The organism is Pseudomonas sp. HY7a-MNA-CIBAN-0227, assembly GCF_040310325.1.
Taxonomy (GTDB): domain Bacteria; phylum Pseudomonadota; class Gammaproteobacteria; order Pseudomonadales; family Pseudomonadaceae; genus Aquipseudomonas.
In genome coordinates, this window is the sequence record NZ_JBEOPT010000003.1 from 49,431 (window position 1) to 64,064 (window position 14,634).

15 protein-coding genes and 1 pseudogene are annotated in these 14,634 nt (G+C 59.7%); 8 read left to right on the forward strand and 8 right to left on the reverse strand.

Features of this window, described 5'->3' with window-relative positions:
* Positions 1-23: 23 nt before the first annotated feature.
* On the reverse strand, positions 24-938 hold the full coding sequence (locus tag AAEZ06_RS06310) for a LysR family transcriptional regulator (RefSeq protein WP_502948023.1): 915 nt from the start codon (positions 936-938) through the stop codon (positions 24-26).
* A 77-nt stretch (positions 939-1,015) separates the two neighbouring features.
* Here AAEZ06_RS06310 and AAEZ06_RS06315 point away from each other — a divergent pair, with 77 nt between their 5' ends.
* A complete protein-coding gene (locus tag AAEZ06_RS06315; protein ID WP_149414297.1) occupies positions 1,016-1,501 on the forward strand; it encodes a DMT family transporter in 486 nt (161 codons plus the stop codon).
* Between the two features lie 51 nt (positions 1,502-1,552).
* Here AAEZ06_RS06315 and AAEZ06_RS06320 read toward each other — a convergent pair whose 3' ends face one another.
* A complete protein-coding gene (locus tag AAEZ06_RS06320) occupies positions 1,553-2,227 on the reverse strand; it encodes an NAD-dependent epimerase/dehydratase family protein (RefSeq protein WP_149414296.1) in 675 nt (224 codons plus the stop codon).
* A gap of 124 nt (positions 2,228-2,351) precedes the next feature.
* Here AAEZ06_RS06320 and AAEZ06_RS06325 point away from each other — a divergent pair, with 124 nt between their 5' ends.
* Positions 2,352-2,600, forward strand: coding sequence for a hypothetical protein (locus AAEZ06_RS06325; protein WP_178114526.1), 249 nt, complete (start codon positions 2,352-2,354; stop codon positions 2,598-2,600).
* A gap of 31 nt (positions 2,601-2,631) precedes the next feature.
* Here the strand turns inward: AAEZ06_RS06325 and yiaY are convergent, their stop codons facing one another.
* Positions 2,632-3,780, reverse strand: a complete 1,149-nt coding sequence (gene yiaY / locus AAEZ06_RS06330) for an L-threonine dehydrogenase (protein WP_350613500.1) — start codon at positions 3,778-3,780, stop codon at positions 2,632-2,634.
* Positions 3,781-3,917: 137 nt separating this feature from the next.
* Here yiaY and AAEZ06_RS06335 point away from each other — a divergent pair, with 137 nt between their 5' ends.
* On the forward strand, positions 3,918-4,934 hold the full coding sequence (locus tag AAEZ06_RS06335) for a DUF4917 family protein (protein ID WP_350613502.1): 1,017 nt from the start codon (positions 3,918-3,920) through the stop codon (positions 4,932-4,934).
* Between the two features lie 5 nt (positions 4,935-4,939).
* Here the strand turns inward: AAEZ06_RS06335 and AAEZ06_RS06340 are convergent.
* Positions 4,940-5,404, reverse strand: a pseudogene (locus AAEZ06_RS06340) (cupin domain-containing protein); the annotation flags it as partial.
* Positions 5,405-5,430: 26 nt separating this feature from the next.
* Between AAEZ06_RS06340 and AAEZ06_RS06345 the strand changes: the two are divergent.
* The 5 genes from AAEZ06_RS06345 to AAEZ06_RS06365 all read left to right on the forward strand — a co-directional run bounded on the left by AAEZ06_RS06345 (position 5,431) and on the right by AAEZ06_RS06365 (position 11,398).
* On the forward strand, positions 5,431-6,156 hold the full coding sequence (locus AAEZ06_RS06345; protein WP_350613504.1) for an aldolase: 726 nt from the start codon (positions 5,431-5,433) through the stop codon (positions 6,154-6,156).
* 25 nt (positions 6,157-6,181) lie between these two features.
* Positions 6,182-7,069 carry a dihydrodipicolinate synthase family protein gene (locus tag AAEZ06_RS06350; RefSeq protein WP_350613506.1) on the forward strand — a complete coding sequence of 296 codons (888 nt, stop codon included), beginning with the start codon at positions 6,182-6,184 and terminating at the stop codon, positions 7,067-7,069.
* Positions 7,070-7,205: 136 nt separating this feature from the next.
* Positions 7,206-7,745, forward strand: a complete 540-nt coding sequence (locus tag AAEZ06_RS06355) for an RNA polymerase sigma factor (protein ID WP_350613508.1) — start codon at positions 7,206-7,208, stop codon at positions 7,743-7,745.
* Positions 7,742-8,710 carry a FecR family protein gene (locus AAEZ06_RS06360; protein ID WP_350613510.1) on the forward strand — a complete coding sequence of 323 codons (969 nt, stop codon included), beginning with the start codon at positions 7,742-7,744 and terminating at the stop codon, positions 8,708-8,710. The genes AAEZ06_RS06355 and AAEZ06_RS06360 overlap by 4 nt, the downstream gene beginning before the upstream one ends.
* A 126-nt stretch (positions 8,711-8,836) precedes the next feature.
* A complete protein-coding gene (locus AAEZ06_RS06365; RefSeq protein WP_350613512.1) occupies positions 8,837-11,398 on the forward strand; it encodes a TonB-dependent receptor in 2,562 nt (853 codons plus the stop codon).
* A 253-nt stretch (positions 11,399-11,651) separates the two neighbouring features.
* Here the strand turns inward: AAEZ06_RS06365 and AAEZ06_RS06370 are convergent, their stop codons facing one another.
* The 4 genes from AAEZ06_RS06370 to AAEZ06_RS06385 form a co-directional block, all read right to left on the reverse strand.
* The gene (locus AAEZ06_RS06370) at positions 11,652-11,969 is read right to left on the reverse strand and encodes a ribbon-helix-helix domain-containing protein (protein ID WP_149414288.1); all 318 of its coding nucleotides are present in this window, start codon (positions 11,967-11,969) and stop codon (positions 11,652-11,654) included.
* A gap of 16 nt (positions 11,970-11,985) precedes the next feature.
* Positions 11,986-12,567: a DJ-1/PfpI family protein gene (locus AAEZ06_RS06375; RefSeq protein ID WP_350613515.1), complete on the reverse strand. Its 582-nt coding sequence runs from the start codon at positions 12,565-12,567 to the stop codon at positions 11,986-11,988.
* A gap of 132 nt (positions 12,568-12,699) precedes the next feature.
* On the reverse strand, positions 12,700-13,917 hold the full coding sequence (locus AAEZ06_RS06380; protein ID WP_149414286.1) for a class I SAM-dependent methyltransferase: 1,218 nt from the start codon (positions 13,915-13,917) through the stop codon (positions 12,700-12,702).
* 95 nt (positions 13,918-14,012) lie between these two features.
* Positions 14,013-14,630 (reverse strand): TPM domain-containing protein, encoded by a 618-nt coding sequence (locus AAEZ06_RS06385; RefSeq protein WP_149414285.1) that lies wholly within the window; start codon positions 14,628-14,630, stop codon positions 14,013-14,015.
* Positions 14,631-14,634 lie beyond the last annotated feature (4 nt).

The window sequence follows — 14,634 nt, forward strand, 5'->3', positions numbered from 1 at the left end:
ACAATCTGCAAGGCACTGCAATGTTAGTCAGGGTAAAACTTTATTCCCCGTACCTGCTCATTCAACCACTGCAACGCCGTATCCCCGCCCCGCCGCTTGTGCCACGCCAGCACAAACTCAAAGGACGGAATGTGAAACGGCGGCGGCACCACCAGAAGCTTTTGCTGATCGATAGTAAGCAAGCCACGAGATGACACGGTGAGAATCAGGTCCGTACCTTCGATCAGCTGCGGCGCAACACTCCAGTGAGGCAGGCTGATGGCGACATGCCGACGTTCGCGGATGGCGGTCAGTGCCCGTTCGATTTCCGGAGTGCCGCTGCCGCGCATTTCCAGCAGCACATGGGGGCGTGCCAGGTAGGTGGGCAAGTCGAGCACGCCGTCTTCCGGCAGGCTATTGCGGTCCACCAGACAGGCGTAATGCTCTTCGAACAAGGGCGTGCTGCGCAGTTCAGCAGGCAAGTCGGGAAAGACCCCAGCCGCCAGGTCGATCTCGCCGTTGAGCACGCCATCCAACATACCTTCGCGGCTGGCATGGATGATCAACAGGTCGATGCCGGGCGCTGCCCGGCGCAAGGTGCGCACCAACCCCGGCAGCAGGATCGCTGCGCCGTAATCCGACATAGCCAGGCGAAAGGTGCGCTTGGCCGAGGCCGGGTCAAAAAGGTTCGGTGCCAGCAGCGATTGCACCTGGGCCAGAGCTTCGGCCAGGGGCGCGGCCAACTCCAGGGCGCGGGCGGTGGGCACCAGGCCGCCGCCCTGACGCACCAGCAGCGGGTCTCCCAGCACTTCGCGCAACCGCGCCAGCGCGTGGCTTACCGCTGGCTGGCTCAGGTGCAGGCGTTCAGCGGCACGGGTCACGTGTTGCTCGCTGAGCAAGGCGTCGAGGATCACCAGCAGGTTGAGGTCGATGCGACGAAGGCTATTCATTACGTGCATGTTCCGCATAAGAACTTGGAATTTAAATTTGCGCGACGAATAGTTTAGAGTCCAGTGAAACCTTTGGGAGAATCTTCATGACGACGTTGCATTGGCTGGGTTTGTTGCTGTTGGCGGTGATTGCCGGGGCGGTGGTGCCGTTTCAAAGCGCGATCAATGCCAACCTGGGACGTGGGCTGGGGCATCCGCTATGGGCGACGCTGGCATCGCTGCTGGTCAGCATCGCCGTACTGCTGCCGGTGATCCTGGCCCTGCGCTTGCCGTTGCCCAGCCTGGGTTTCATCACCAAGGCACCGCTGTGGATGTGGACCGGTGGCGCGTTCGGCGTATGTTTTATTTCCCTGGCGCTGATGCTGTTGCCCAAGCTGGGCGCATCTGGATTTATCGCCCTGGCAATGGCCGGGCAGATCCTCGCCTCGTTGCTGCTGGATCACTTTGGCCTGTTCGGCCTGGTGGAGCGGCAACTGACAGCGCCCCGATTGATCGGAGTGCTGATGTTGCTGGGCGGGGTGGTGTTGATTCAGTTCAGCGCAGTGCCGGTTAAAGCATTGGCAGCCGCTTGATAAGGCATCTGCCAACCCTGGTGCAGCAAGGTTTCACCGGCATCTGCAGCATCAGGCGCGCTCGGCGGCCAGGCGATTGATGTCCTTGGGCTCGATCACTGCTTGCGGCGCTCCATGGCGAACAACCGCCAGCATCGCCCGACCCACGGTCTCGGTGCTCACCATCCAGGCCGGGCGCACGCGGCGAATCAGCGACAGCAATGGGCCGATCACGTTGTAGACCGATTGGTAGAGCGAGGTTTTCGAACGCACGCCATGCAACGGCTGAATGATCCCCGGACGAAACAGATACACCGCCTTGAACGGCAGGCGCAGCAAGGCATTCTCGGTCTTGCCCTTGATCCGCCCCCACATCACCTTGCCTGTCTCGCTGCTATCGGTGCCGGCACCGGACACGTAGATAAAGGTCATGTGTGGATTGAGCCGGGCCAGGGTGCTGGCGGCTACTAGGGTCAGATCATAGGTCTGTCGCGTGTAGGTGGCTTCGTCCATGCCCACGGAAGACACCCCCAGGCAAAACAGGCAAGCATCAAAGCCTTGCAGCAGATGCTCAAGGGGCTGGAAGTCGAACATATCGGCATGCAGCACTTGATGCAGCTTGCCGTGTTCCTGGACCAGCGACGTACGGCCGACCGCCACCACTTCCTGCACGTCGCTGGCCAACAAGCATTCACGCAACACGCCCTGGCCGACCATACCGGTGGCACCGAATAACAGAACTCTCATAAGGGTGGTTCCTTAGCGACAAGCGGTAAGCTTCAAGCTGCAAGTTAGAAGCAGTAAGAGACGAAAAACCGATCAACTTGTAGCGTGCGATTTGAAGCTTACCGCCAAAAGGAACTTTTGCCCCTTGAAAAGCGCCACTACCCTGGCAATCGCTCGCAGCGCGGCCTTCCTGTCTTTATGGTTGGTTCAGCACTTGGGGCGTGTCGGTGATGGCATGGGGGATGGCGTTGGTGATGTGCGGCAGCACGATGATGTTGCTGGGCAGTCTGTTCGCCAGCCTGCTGGCGAGTCAGCAGGCTTGGCCGTTGGCGGTACTTTGCGTAGTGCTGGCCGCAGGCGTAGCGGCAAGCCACACGCGTCAAGCCTCAAGTAAAGCAACCACTTGAAGCTTGCAACTGCCTCTATCAAAACGCGCTACGGAAGATCTCTTCAATCTGGCGCTGATCCGCACGCCGTGGGTTGGTCAAGCCGCAGGCGTCCTTGAGGGCATTGGTGGCCAACAGCGGGATGTCCTGCAACTTGGCCCCTAGCTCGCGCAGGCCGGCGGGAATATCCACGTCACGGGACAAGCTGCGAATGGCAGCGATAGCGGCCTGGGCGCCCTCTTCCGGGGTGGAGCCCTTGAGGTTGACACCGAGGGCGCGGCCGACATCACTCAGGCGCTGGGCACTGACGCTGGCGTTGAAGCTTTGCACGTGGGGCAGCAGCACCGCATTGCACACCCCGTGAGGCAAGTCGTACAGGCCGCCCAACTGGTGGGCCATGGCATGAACGAAGCCAAGGGATGCGTTGTTGAAGGCCATGCCCGCGAGGAACTGCGCATAGGCCATGTTTTCCCGCGCGGCCATGTCGCTGCCGTCGCGCACGGCCAGGCGCAGGTTGGCGCTGATCAGTTCGATGGCCTTGATCGCGCAGGCGTCGGTGATCGGCGTTGCGGCAGTGGAGACGTAGGCTTCGATGGCGTGGGTCAGCGCGTCCATGCCGGTGGCGGCAGTCAGGTCCTTGGGCATGGCGACCATCAGCGCCGGGTCGTTGACCGACAGCAGCGGTGTGACGTTGCGGTCAACGATGGCCATTTTTATGTGGCGGGTTTCGTCGGTGATGATGCAAAAACGGGTCATTTCGCTGGCGGTGCCGGCGGTGGTGTTGATGGCTACCAGCGGCAGTTGCGGCTTGCTCGACTGATCGACGCCTTCATAATCGCCGATGTGCCCGCCATTGGTGGCGCACAGGGCAATGCCCTTGGCGCAGTCATGGGGCGAGCCGCCGCCCAGCGAAACCACAAAATCACACTCGCTCAGTTGCAGCAGTGCCAGGCCTTTTTCGACATTGTCGACATTGGGGTTGGGCTTGGCGCCGTCGTAGATCACCGAATCGATGTCCTGCATCGCCAGCTTCTCGGCGATCATGCTGGCCACGCCCGCCTTGGCAAGGCCGGCGTCGGTGACGATCAGCGCTTTGCGAAAACCGTAGTTACGGATGGCGGCCATGGCTTCGTCGAGACAGTCGATGCCAATGATGTTGACGGCAGGGATGAAGAAAGTACTGCTCATGGCGAATCCTCTTGAGACGGTGACGAGGGTGTCAATACCTACAGCATCAACCGCGCCCACCTGCGACATCTTGACCGGGATCAACACCAGCCCGTGATAAAGTCGCCGTCCAGCCGTTTTTGAGTAGACCCGCCGCAATGAAGGATTCCCAGGATTTTGACGTCCAGCTTGAAGACTGGAGCGCCCTGCGCAGCACCACCGCCTTCACCGGGATTCTGATCGGCAACGGCGCCAGTCGCGCGGTGTGGGAAGATTTCGCCTACGACTCGCTGTTCGAAAACGCCCGCACAGTGGAAGAAAAACCCCTGAGCCAGTCCGAACTGAGCGTGTTCGACGCAATGCAGACCCGTAGTTTCGAGCAGGTGCTGGGAGCGCTGAAAACCACCAGCCGGGTCAACAAGGCCCTGGCGGTCAGCTCGGCCGCGCCGCGTAATCGCTACTATGCAATCAAGGAAGCGCTGATCAACACCATCCATGGCGTACACATTCCATGGCGCCTGGTGCAGCCGTCGACGCTGGCGAAAATCAACCAGGAACTGGCCAGTTATCAAACGGTGTTTGCCAGCAACTACGATTTGCTCAACTACTGGGCAATCCTGCAAACCCCTGGCATCGACGACCTGTTTCGCAGCGCCGATGCCAGCTTCGACCTGCGCAATACCACCACCGACGCTACACGCATTCTGTACCTGCACGGCGGCCTGCATCTGGTGCGCAACCTCGATGGCACCGCACGCAAATTGCCGTCCACCGACAGCACCTTGCTCAGCAGTTTTGCTATCAACAATACGATCAAGACCCTGGACGATGTGCCGCTGTTTGTCAGCGAGGGCAAGGTTGAGGACAAGCTCAAGACCATCCGCAGTTCGGATTACCTGTCGTTTTGCTACGAGCAGTTGTTGAGCCATACCGGCGCGCTGTGCATCTTGGGTCATCACCTGGACACGCAGGATTTACATCTGGTGCAGGCGATCCGACAGTCGAAGGTCAAAACCCTGGCAATTTCGGTGTTTGGCCGCAGCGCAGGGTTTATCCAGCAGCAGAAGCGGCGTTATGCAGAGCTGTTTGAGGGGATGGGGGTGGAACTGCGGTTTTTTGATGCGCGCACGCATGCGCTCGGCGATCCGGCGCTGTCGGTGCCGGTCGAGCGCTGATCGGATCACTCTTCGATACTGTGAACCACCACCAACAACTGCGCCTGAACTTCCCCCACCGACCTGATTCGGTGGGGCTTTTGCGCATTGAAATGCAGCGCATCGCCCCGCTCCAAAATCACTCTCTCATTCATGAAATCCACTTCAACCTGGCCTTCATGAACAAACAGAAACTCCTCCCCCAGATGCTCCTTGAAGGTCTTGTCGGAAAACTCCGCCGGCGGATAAATGATGAACGGCAACAGGCTACGCTCGCTGACCTGATGGGCCAGCACCGCGTAACCGGGTGACGCCTCGGTGCCGGACAGCGGCTGACGTTCGTGGCTGCGCACCAGGCTGTAGCTGTCGAGGCTGACGTTGTCTTCGCTGAACAGCTCCTCGACCTTCACGTTCAAGGCCTTGGCCAGTTTCAGGGCAGCCGCAATCGACGGGGTGTTGAGGCCGCGTTCGACTTTGGACAGGTAACTTTCAACTGGTCAAGCAAGCACTGAGCCAGATGCAAAACACCCTAGCGGATAATACGTGGACCGACCGGCAAAAGCTGGCCCTGACCTGCCGTATTCTCTTCGAAAACGGCCACGATTCGGGACTGGCCGGGCAGATTACTGCCCGTGGTCCGCAACCCGGCACCTACTACACCCAGCAACTGGGCTTGGGCTTTGATGAAATCACCGCCAGCAACCTACTGCTGGTCAACGAAGACCTTGAAGTCCTCGAAGGCCACGGTATGCCCAACCCGGCCAACCGCTTTCACAGTTGGGTTTACCGTGGCCGGCCGGATGTGAACTGCATCATCCACACCCACCCGACCCACATCGCCGCGCTATCGATGCTGGAAGTGCCGCTGCAGGTTTCCCACATGGACCTCTGCCCGCTGTACGAAGATTGCGCGTTTCTTGAAGCCTGGCCCGGCGTGCCGGTGGGCAACGAAGAAGGCGAAATCATCACCACGGCGCTGAGGGACAAGCGCGCCATCCTGCTGTCCCATCACGGCCAATTGTCCACCGGTACAACCATCGAAGAGGCCTGCGTCATTGCGCAGTTGATCGAACGGGCGGCCAAGTTGCAGTTGCTGGCCATGGCCGCCGGCATCGTCAAGCCGATCCTGCCGGAACTGGGACGCGAAGCCCATGACTGGATCTCCAAGCCAAAGCGCCACGGTGCTGCGTTCAACTACTACGCTCGACAGAATCTGCGTCAACACGCCGACTGCCTGAACTGAAGCCCTTTTCGACCGGAAATTTTCCATGTCCAGCCCAACTATTCACGGCATCATCGGCTACACCATCACCCCGTTCAGCGCAGGCGGCGAGCGCATTGACCTCGACGCCCTGGGCCGCTCCATCGACCACTTAATTGACAGCGGCGTGCATGCCATCGCGCCGTTGGGCAGCACTGGCGAAGGCGCCTACTTGAGCGATGCAGAGTGGGATGAAGTCAGCGCCTACAGCATTCAAAAAGTCGCCAAACGGGTACCGACCATCGTCAGCGTCTCCGACCTGACCACCGCCAAGGCTGTGCGTCGTGTGCGCTTTGCCGAAAGTCATGGCGCCGATGTGGTGATGGTATTACCCGCCTCTCACTGGAAGCTCAGCGAAGCGGAAATCCTCGCCCACTACCAAGCCATCGGCGACAGCATCGGCGTGCCGATCATGCTCTACAACAACCCGGCCACCAGCGGCACCGATATGTCGGTGGAGTTGATCCTGCGCATCGTCAAGGCTGTCGACAATGTGACCATGGTCAAGGAAAGCACCGGTGATATTCAGCGCATGCACCAGTTGCAACGCCTCGGCAACGGCCAGGTGCCGTTCTACAACGGCTGCAATCCGCTGGCCCTGGAAGCCTTTGCGGCGGGTGCCAAAGGTTGGTGCACCGCCGCACCGAACCTGATCCCACAACTCAATCTCGATTTGTACCAAGCGGTACTGGCCAATGACCTGAGCAAGGCGCGGGAGCTGTTTTATCGGCAGTTGCCATTGCTGGACTTCATCCTCAAAGGTGGATTGCCGGCAACGATCAAGGCCGGGCTGCGGCTGACCGGGTTAGAAGCGGGTGACCCAAGGTTACCGGTATTTGCGTTGGGTGAAGCAGGTGTCGATCAGTTGCAGGGGTTGTTGGCAACGCTCAAGTAAACGAACGATCGTTCCTACGCTCTGCATGGGAGCGATCTTCTCAGGTGAGGCTATGTATTTTCCTGGAGACAAATAACAATAATTCTCGATATCATTCGCGACCTTGCTGCACTGCGCTTCGTCAAGAAGGATATCCATGCCTCGTCTCAAGCCCGACCCGTTGTCGGCCGATGCCTTTCGCGGGTTCTATGCAGACATCCTGCATTACCTGCGCAAACGCACGGACAACGCCAGCGACGCGGCAGACATGACCCAGGATGTCTTTACCCAATGGCTGGATTACCGCGACCGGGCCAAGGTCGAGCAGCCACGGGCATTTCTGTTTCAGATGGCACGCAATCTGCTGCGTGATCATTGGCGTAAACAGAAGGTGCGGCACATCGTTCACAACGAACAGACCGAACGGGACGCCGAGCCGGTCACTGACGAGCAAAACGACCCCATGGCCGCCGCCCAACGCACCCAACGCCTGGAACAGTTGAAAGAAGTCCTCGCCGAACTCTCGCCCCGCAGGCGAGAAGCCCTTATGCTGCACCGCTTCGAAGGCTTGAGCCAGGCGCAGATCGCCGAGCGCATGGGCGTTTCCGTCAGCATGGTGGAAAAGCACATCGCCTTTGCCCTGCTGCACTGCAAGCAACGACTTCAACGAGAATACGGCAAGGAGCAGCCAGAATGACCCGCTTGAGCGACATCGATAGCCGTGAAATTGACGAGCACGACTCCATCGATGCCCAGGCCGCCGGCTGGTTTGCGCGCAACCGCAACGGCGGCAGCCACGCCGACCGCAAGGCATTTGCCAGTTGGCAGGCGGTACCAGCCCATGCCCGTGCCTACACCGAGTTCGAACAGTTGTGGGCCGACCTTGCAGAGTTGCAACAGCTGAATAAACCCGTTGCCCTGCCCACCCCTAAACTCGCACCCTGGCGCCCGGCACTGGCCGTGGCGGCCGCGTTGGTCTGTGCCCTGCTGGCGAGCAATATCGGTGCACCGCGCGGGGTCTATCAGACAGCGGTCGCCGCCCAGGACAAAGGCATGCGTACGCTGAACTTGCCAGACGGCAGCACCTTGTACGTCAACGCCAGCACCCGGTTGCGGGTTGATTTCAACGCGCACCAGCGCATCGTCTACCTCGACCAGGGCCAGTTGTACCTGGAGGTAGCCGCCGATAAAGAGCGACCACTGTTCGTGCGCGCCGGTGATGCCAATGTACGGGTGGTGGGCACCGGGTTCGATGTACGGCGCAGTCAGCAACAATTGGTGGTCAGCGTCGCCCACGGTCAAGTCGCCTTTGAACCTGACAGCAAGGCGACCGCCACGTTGCTGGGTGCACAGCAGCGCGCCATCTACAGCTATGCCAAGGGCACCCTGCAACAACAAATCCTGGCCGCCGGTGAGGTTGCCGACTGGCGCAGCGGGCACTTGTCCTTTCGCAACCGCGAACTGGCCAGCCTGATTGACGAGTTGGGGCTCTATCGACCAAAAGCCGTGTTGCTGGCCGATGGCGCAGTGGCGCAATTGAAAGTCTCGGGCAATCTCGATGTGAATGACCCAGACGCACTGATCAACGCGCTACCGGCGCTGTTGCCAGTAAAAACCGTGGCCCTGACCGACGGAAAAATCAGGATCGAAGCGCGCAAGTAAGACAGCCTGCCACCATTTGAGAATATTTTGCATTCGCATGTGTGGATTTTTTTTCCTGCCGCGTCTTCCTCCGGTCTGCGTTTGATACGCATGCCTTTTGGCTACTTAGCCGCTCTGGGGGATTTCATGTTTCGCGCGCCTTGCCATGCTCAACACCTGTTTCTTCGACCGACACTGATCGCCACCTGCCTGGCCTTCAGCCTCACGGCCCAGGCCGAGTCGTTCAAACTGCAATTGCCGGCCCAATCCCTGGCCACGTCCCTGAGCCAAGTGGCGCAACAGGCGAAAATCCAGCTGCTGTTTGATGAAGACCGGTTGAAAAACATCCAGGCGCCAGCCATCAACGGCGATTTCACCCCAGAAGTGGCGATCCGCACCCTGCTGAAAAATGGCGAATTTACCCTGATCAAAGTGGGCAGCACCTATGTCGTGCGCCCCGAAGAAAGTAAGACCTCCAGCAGCAGCATCGTGCAACTGGACGCCTTGAGCGTGATCGGCACCGGCAATCAAGTCGACTCCAGCACAGTAGGCCGTTCCACCCTGACCCAGGCCGATATCGACCGTTACCAGCCCAACAACATTCCCAGCCTGTTGCAGACGCTGCCGGGTGTAAGCATGGGCGGCTCGATGAAGCCGGGCGGCCAGACCATCAACATTCGCGGCATGGGCGAAGCCGAAGACGTACCGATGACCGTCGATGGCGCGACCAAAAGTGGTTTCGAGCGCTATCAACAGGGCACGGTGTTTATCGAGCCTGAGCTGATCAAAAACATCGAGGTGGAAAAAGGCCCGCACTCGGCCTTCACCGGTAACGGCGGGTTTGGCGGTACAGTCAACATGATCACCAAGGATGCCCCCGACCTGCTCAAGGACGGTCGCAACAGCGGCGCCATGCTCAAGTACGGTTACTCCAGCAACGACCACGAACAGGTCTACAGCGGCGCCGTTTATGGCCGCACCGACGACGGCCGCTTCGATGCCCTGGCCTACCTGACCAAGCGCGACGGCGACGATATGAAGCTGGCAGATACCCGTCCCGATCCCAGCAATCGGTTTCCGATCAACCCCAAGCGCCTGCCGAACAGCGCCCAGGATGTCGACGGCAAACTGTTCAAGCTAAACATGCACCTCACTGACGAGCACAGCGTCGGCATGTCCTATTCCCGTGCCAACAGTCAGCGCTGGACGCCGTTCTCAGCCAAGAGTTACCCGGACCCGCCGAGCCAGGTCAACATCGACCGCTATGGCTACAAGGGCGCGCTGAAACGCTTTTTGGCCAGCCGCGATACCGTCGACACCACGTGGTCCGGCAAGTACGAATACCAGCCCCTGGACAACCCGCTGGTGGACATGAAGCTCAGCTACTCGGAGTCCAATACCGACCAGACCGACGAACGCGACGCCACGGCCTTCTTCGGCCTCTCCACCGGTGGGCGCAAGATGGATACCTCCTACAAGGACAAGATCCTCGAACTGCGCAACATCAGCCTGTTTGCCACCGGGCCGCTGGAGCATGCGCTGACCACCGGCGTACAGATCCGCAAGCACATCCGCGAAACCGAAAGCTGGATGCCAGGCGCAAACTACGACACCCCCAAATACAACTACGGGCATTTCCAGCCGGCCTTCATGCCCCATGGCAAGGTCGACACCAATGCGTTCTATATCCAGGACGCGGTAACTCTGGGCGACGTGACCATCACCCCGTCGCTGCGCTATGACCATGTGCGCAACCGCGGCGAAGAAAACGATGCGCCGTATTACAGCAGCACCGATCCGTCCTTCGGCCACGACTACAGCGACCGCACCTACACCGGCTGGTCGCCGCGCTTGGCGGCGTTCTGGAAAGTCACGCCGGATGTGGCGTTGTTCGCTAACTGGAGCCGCACCTGGCGCGCGCCAGTGATCGACGAACAGTACGAAGTTCAGGGCCTGGGCAGCCGCACCGCCACCAGCGTCGATCTCGACCCGGAACGCATTACTGCCATCACCGTGGGCAACATCACCGACTTCGCCAACGTCATCGCCAAAGGCGACAACCTGCAACTGCGCACCACGCTGTTCCATAACAAGATCGAAGACGAGATTTTCAAGGCCACCGGCGTGGGCTGTGAGAATCAGACAATTGTCGGTGGGACGATTTCCGAGTCGTGCAAGGGCATGCCGGCCATGTCCAACTACCGCAACGTCGGCAGCATGACCATCAAGGGCTTCGAGGTCGAAAGCTACTACGACTCAACCTTCCTGTTCGGCTCTCTGACCTACTCGTGGACCACCGGCAAACGGGAAAACCCTTACACCAACCCATGGGGCACCCACGTCTGGGCCCGTGATATTCCACCGGCCAAATGGGTCGCTGTGGTGGGCACCAAAATCCCGAGCTGGGACGCGAAAGTGGGCTGGCAAGGGCAGTTCGTGCGCAAGACCGACCGCCTGCCGAGTGACAAATACTCAGAAGGTATCGGTAGCTCCCTCGGTGACAGGTTCTATGACCAATACGCCAACGACAGCTACGATACCCAGGGCCTGTTCGCCAACTGGAAACCGCAACAGGCGTATCTCAAAGGCACCGAGGTCAACTTCACCGTCGACAACCTGTTCAACCGCAGCTACCTGCCGGCGTTGAGCGGTGACAGTGCCTACAGCGTAGGACGCAATGCCAAGATCAGCGTGACGCGGTTTTTCTGAAATACAGGACCGCGTCAACAGCCGTATCAGTTGACGAGTGGAACGAGGCTACGTAGCTGGATTTTACGAGGACTGCGTCCTCGAACGCGGCCTCGTTTCACTCGACCGCTGCTACGAGGGAATATCTGCACAAAAATCGCAGTTGTCGAGCCCCAGCGAGGCTACGTCGACCACACCACCGCCATCAGATCAGCCCCCAGCACCGAGGGACAGAGTATCTACGGGCCAGTGTGAAGACCGGCCCGTTGCCCAACTAAATCTTCAGTGCTTCGGATTTGGTGCTCACCAGGCTCAATCCCGGTATCTGGGCGCGCTGCTTGCTCAAATAGCGGGTACAACTCACCCGCAAAAACGAAGCAAAATTCACCACCTCCCCCCGGTAATCCATCACTTCTTCATACAGCTTGGTAATCAACTGATTGGTGGTCATGCCATCCACCGCGGCGATTTCGCCGAGGATGTCCCAGAACTGGTTTTCCAGGCGCAGGGTGGTCACTACCCCGCAGATGCGCAGGGAGCGCGAGCGGGATTCGTAGAGAATCGGGTCGGCCTTGACGTACAGCTCGCACATGGCGATGACCTCCGGTTTACAAGGTAATTTTCGTGCCCAGCAGGCCGAGGAAACCCGCCAGCCAGCTCGGATGCGCTGGCCAGGCCGGGGCCGTAACCAGATTGCCCTGGACATGACTGTCGGTCACCGGGATATCGATGAACGTAGCGCCCGCCAGTCGCACTTCCGGCGCGCACGCCGGGTAGGCGCTGCATTCGCGGCCTTCAAGAATACCCGCCGCCGCCAGCAACTGCGCACCGTGGCACACGGCCGCAATGGGCTTGCCAGCCTGGTCGAAAGCCTTCACCAGTTGCAGGACTTTTTCATTCAGGCGCAGGTATTCAGGAGCGCGACCGCCGGGCACCAGCAGCGCGTCGTAGTCGGCGGCGTCAACGTTGGCAAAGTCGGCATTCAAGGCAAACAGGTGGCCGGGTTTTTCGCTGTAGGTCTGGTCGCCTTCAAAATCATGGATCGCCGTGCGCACCGTCTGGCCGGCGCGCTTGTCCGGGCAGACGGCGTGGACGGTGTGACCGACCATCAGCAGCGCCTGGAACGGCACCATCACTTCATAGTCTTCGACGTAATCGCCGACCAGCATCAGGATTTTTTGCGCGGCCATGGGGGCATTCCTCCGGTTGAACGGTTGGGCAGACAGAAGTAGCCAAGATAGACCCCGGCGTTTGAGCCAGGTAATGACCCGCTACTACATCGCCCTTTGCATGAGCCAGCCCGCGCCTACAAAGGGGCGTGTTCAGTTCAAGTAACCATCCGCCCGCAGCAGGGTTTCCAGGCAGTGCTCAGTGATGTGGTAGAACGCCTTCAGCTCCTGGATTTTCACCAGCAACTGGGCATTGTCCACCGGCTCCGAGCGTTTGACGGCAAGGATCATCTTGTTCTTGTTGGTGTGTTCCAGGGAGATAAACTCGAAGACCTTGGTCTCGTAGCCGCAGGCTTCCAGGAACAGCGCCCGCAGGCTGTCGGTGACCATTTCCGCCTGCTGGCCCAGGTGCAGGCCGTATTGCAGCATCGGCTTGAGCAACACCGGGCTCTGGATTTGCAAGCGGATCTGTTTATGGCAGCACGGCGAGCACATGATGATCGACGCGCCGGAACGGATGCCGGTATGGATCGCGTAGTCGGTGGCGATGTCGCAGGCATGCAGGGCGATCATCACATCCAATTCGCTGGGCGCCACAGTGCGTACGTCACCGCACTTGAACACCAGCCCCGTGTGTTCCAGACGGGCAGCGGCGTTATTGCACAGCGTCACCATGTCTTCGCGCAACTCGACGCCGGTCACCTGGCCGTCGGCCTTGAGGGTGTTACGCAGATAGTCGTGAATGGCGAAGGTCAGGTAGCCCTTGCCCGAACCGAAATCTGCGACCCGCACTGGCTGATCCAGCTGCAACGGTGAGGTGGTCAGCGCATGGCTGAACACCTCGATGAACTTGTTGATCTGCTTCCACTTGCGCGACATCGCCGGGATCAGCTCGTGCTTGGCGTTGGTCACGCCCAGGTCGGCGAGGAACGGCCGGTTCAGGTCGAGGAAGCGGTTTTTCTCGCGGTTGTGCTCGGCGGACGGTGCTTCGCGCAGCTGTTGCGGTTTACTTTTGAACAGCGAGCTTTTGTTCTTCTTGCTGTATTCCAACTGGGCTTCGTCGGTGACCGACAGCAGGTGCGCGTTCTTGAACAAAGCCGGCAACAGCTCGGCAATCGTCGCTACGCCCTCTTCAAGGGAGAAGTTCTTGGTGATGTCGCGGGTCTTGTAGCGGTAGACGAAGGACAGGCAAGGCTGATCCTTGACCGTCAGTTGCTTGATGATCAGCCGTTGCAGCTCGGCTTCTTCACCAACGTACTTGGCCAGCACCAGCTTGATAAAGGCGTTTTGCTCAAGGCTCTCGGTCAGCAGTTCCAGGAACTGCGCATGATGATCCGGCGCGGGGCTGGCAGGTTTAGCGGTGACAGACATGAACAAAAACGCCTCGGGCTGGGAATACCGGGCATTTTAGGGGGGATAGCCCGCCAGGGCACGGAGTTATTTCCCCAACGGTAGGAGGCTGATCGCTATTCGAGCACCACCAACCGATTGGGCAACTCATTACGCGCCTGCGTCACTGGCACATGCACCTTGAGCAATTCCCCGCAGGCTTCAATACAGGCGATAAACCCGGCCAAGGTCTGGCCTTGTTTCACCTGTTGGGTAAAAGCGCTGACGATGGCGTCCCAACTGCTGTTATCCAGGCGTTTGGAAATGCCGTCATCCACCAGAATCTCTACATAACGCTCGGCCTCGCTGACAAAGATCAGCACGCCAGTGCGGCCCAGGGTGTGGTGCAGGTTCTGCTCCAGGAACTGCCGTCGCGCCAGGTTCGACGCTCGCCAATGACGCACCGAGCGTGGGATCAGCCGGGTGGTGATCTTCGGCAAGCGGAAGATCAGGCACAGCACGATGAACGTCGCCCATTGCGCCAGCAGCAAGGTGTGCATGGTCAGCCAGCCGGACAGGTAATGCACGATACCCGGCACCACCAACGCCACCAGGCTGGCCCACAACAGCGGGATATAGGCATAGTCGTCGGCGCGGGCCGCCAGTACGGTCACCAGCTCCGCGTCGGTCTGTTGCTCGACCTTGGCAATCGCTTCGGCGACCTGGCGTTGCTCATGTTCACTCAGTAATGCCATGGTT

What these genes read in the sequence shown, in the direction of transcription:
- AAEZ06_RS06350 (WP_350613506.1), top strand. Translation starts at nt 6,182, where the DNA reads ATGTCCAGCCCAACTATTCACGGCATCATCGGCTACACCATCACCCCG.
- AAEZ06_RS06370 (WP_149414288.1), bottom strand. Translation starts at nt 11,969, where the DNA reads ATGTGCGAGCTGTACGTCAAGGCCGACCCGATTCTCTACGAATCCCGC.
- AAEZ06_RS06375 (WP_350613515.1), bottom strand. Translation starts at nt 12,567, where the DNA reads ATGGCCGCGCAAAAAATCCTGATGCTGGTCGGCGATTACGTCGAAGAC.
- AAEZ06_RS06365 (WP_350613512.1), top strand. Translation starts at nt 8,837, where the DNA reads ATGTTTCGCGCGCCTTGCCATGCTCAACACCTGTTTCTTCGACCGACA.
- AAEZ06_RS06310 (WP_502948023.1), bottom strand. Translation starts at nt 938, where the DNA reads ATGCACGTAATGAATAGCCTTCGTCGCATCGACCTCAACCTGCTGGTG.
- AAEZ06_RS06335 (WP_350613502.1), top strand. Translation starts at nt 3,918, where the DNA reads ATGAAGGATTCCCAGGATTTTGACGTCCAGCTTGAAGACTGGAGCGCC.
- yiaY (WP_350613500.1), bottom strand. Translation starts at nt 3,780, where the DNA reads ATGAGCAGTACTTTCTTCATCCCTGCCGTCAACATCATTGGCATCGAC.
- AAEZ06_RS06355 (WP_350613508.1), top strand. Translation starts at nt 7,206, where the DNA reads ATGCCTCGTCTCAAGCCCGACCCGTTGTCGGCCGATGCCTTTCGCGGG.
- AAEZ06_RS06315 (WP_149414297.1), top strand. Translation starts at nt 1,016, where the DNA reads ATGACGACGTTGCATTGGCTGGGTTTGTTGCTGTTGGCGGTGATTGCC.
- AAEZ06_RS06360 (WP_350613510.1), top strand. Translation starts at nt 7,742, where the DNA reads ATGACCCGCTTGAGCGACATCGATAGCCGTGAAATTGACGAGCACGAC.
- AAEZ06_RS06380 (WP_149414286.1), bottom strand. Translation starts at nt 13,917, where the DNA reads ATGTCTGTCACCGCTAAACCTGCCAGCCCCGCGCCGGATCATCATGCG.
- AAEZ06_RS06320 (WP_149414296.1), bottom strand. Translation starts at nt 2,227, where the DNA reads ATGAGAGTTCTGTTATTCGGTGCCACCGGTATGGTCGGCCAGGGCGTG.
- AAEZ06_RS06345 (WP_350613504.1), top strand. Translation starts at nt 5,431, where the DNA reads ATGCAAAACACCCTAGCGGATAATACGTGGACCGACCGGCAAAAGCTG.
- AAEZ06_RS06385 (WP_149414285.1), bottom strand. Translation starts at nt 14,630, where the DNA reads ATGGCATTACTGAGTGAACATGAGCAACGCCAGGTCGCCGAAGCGATT.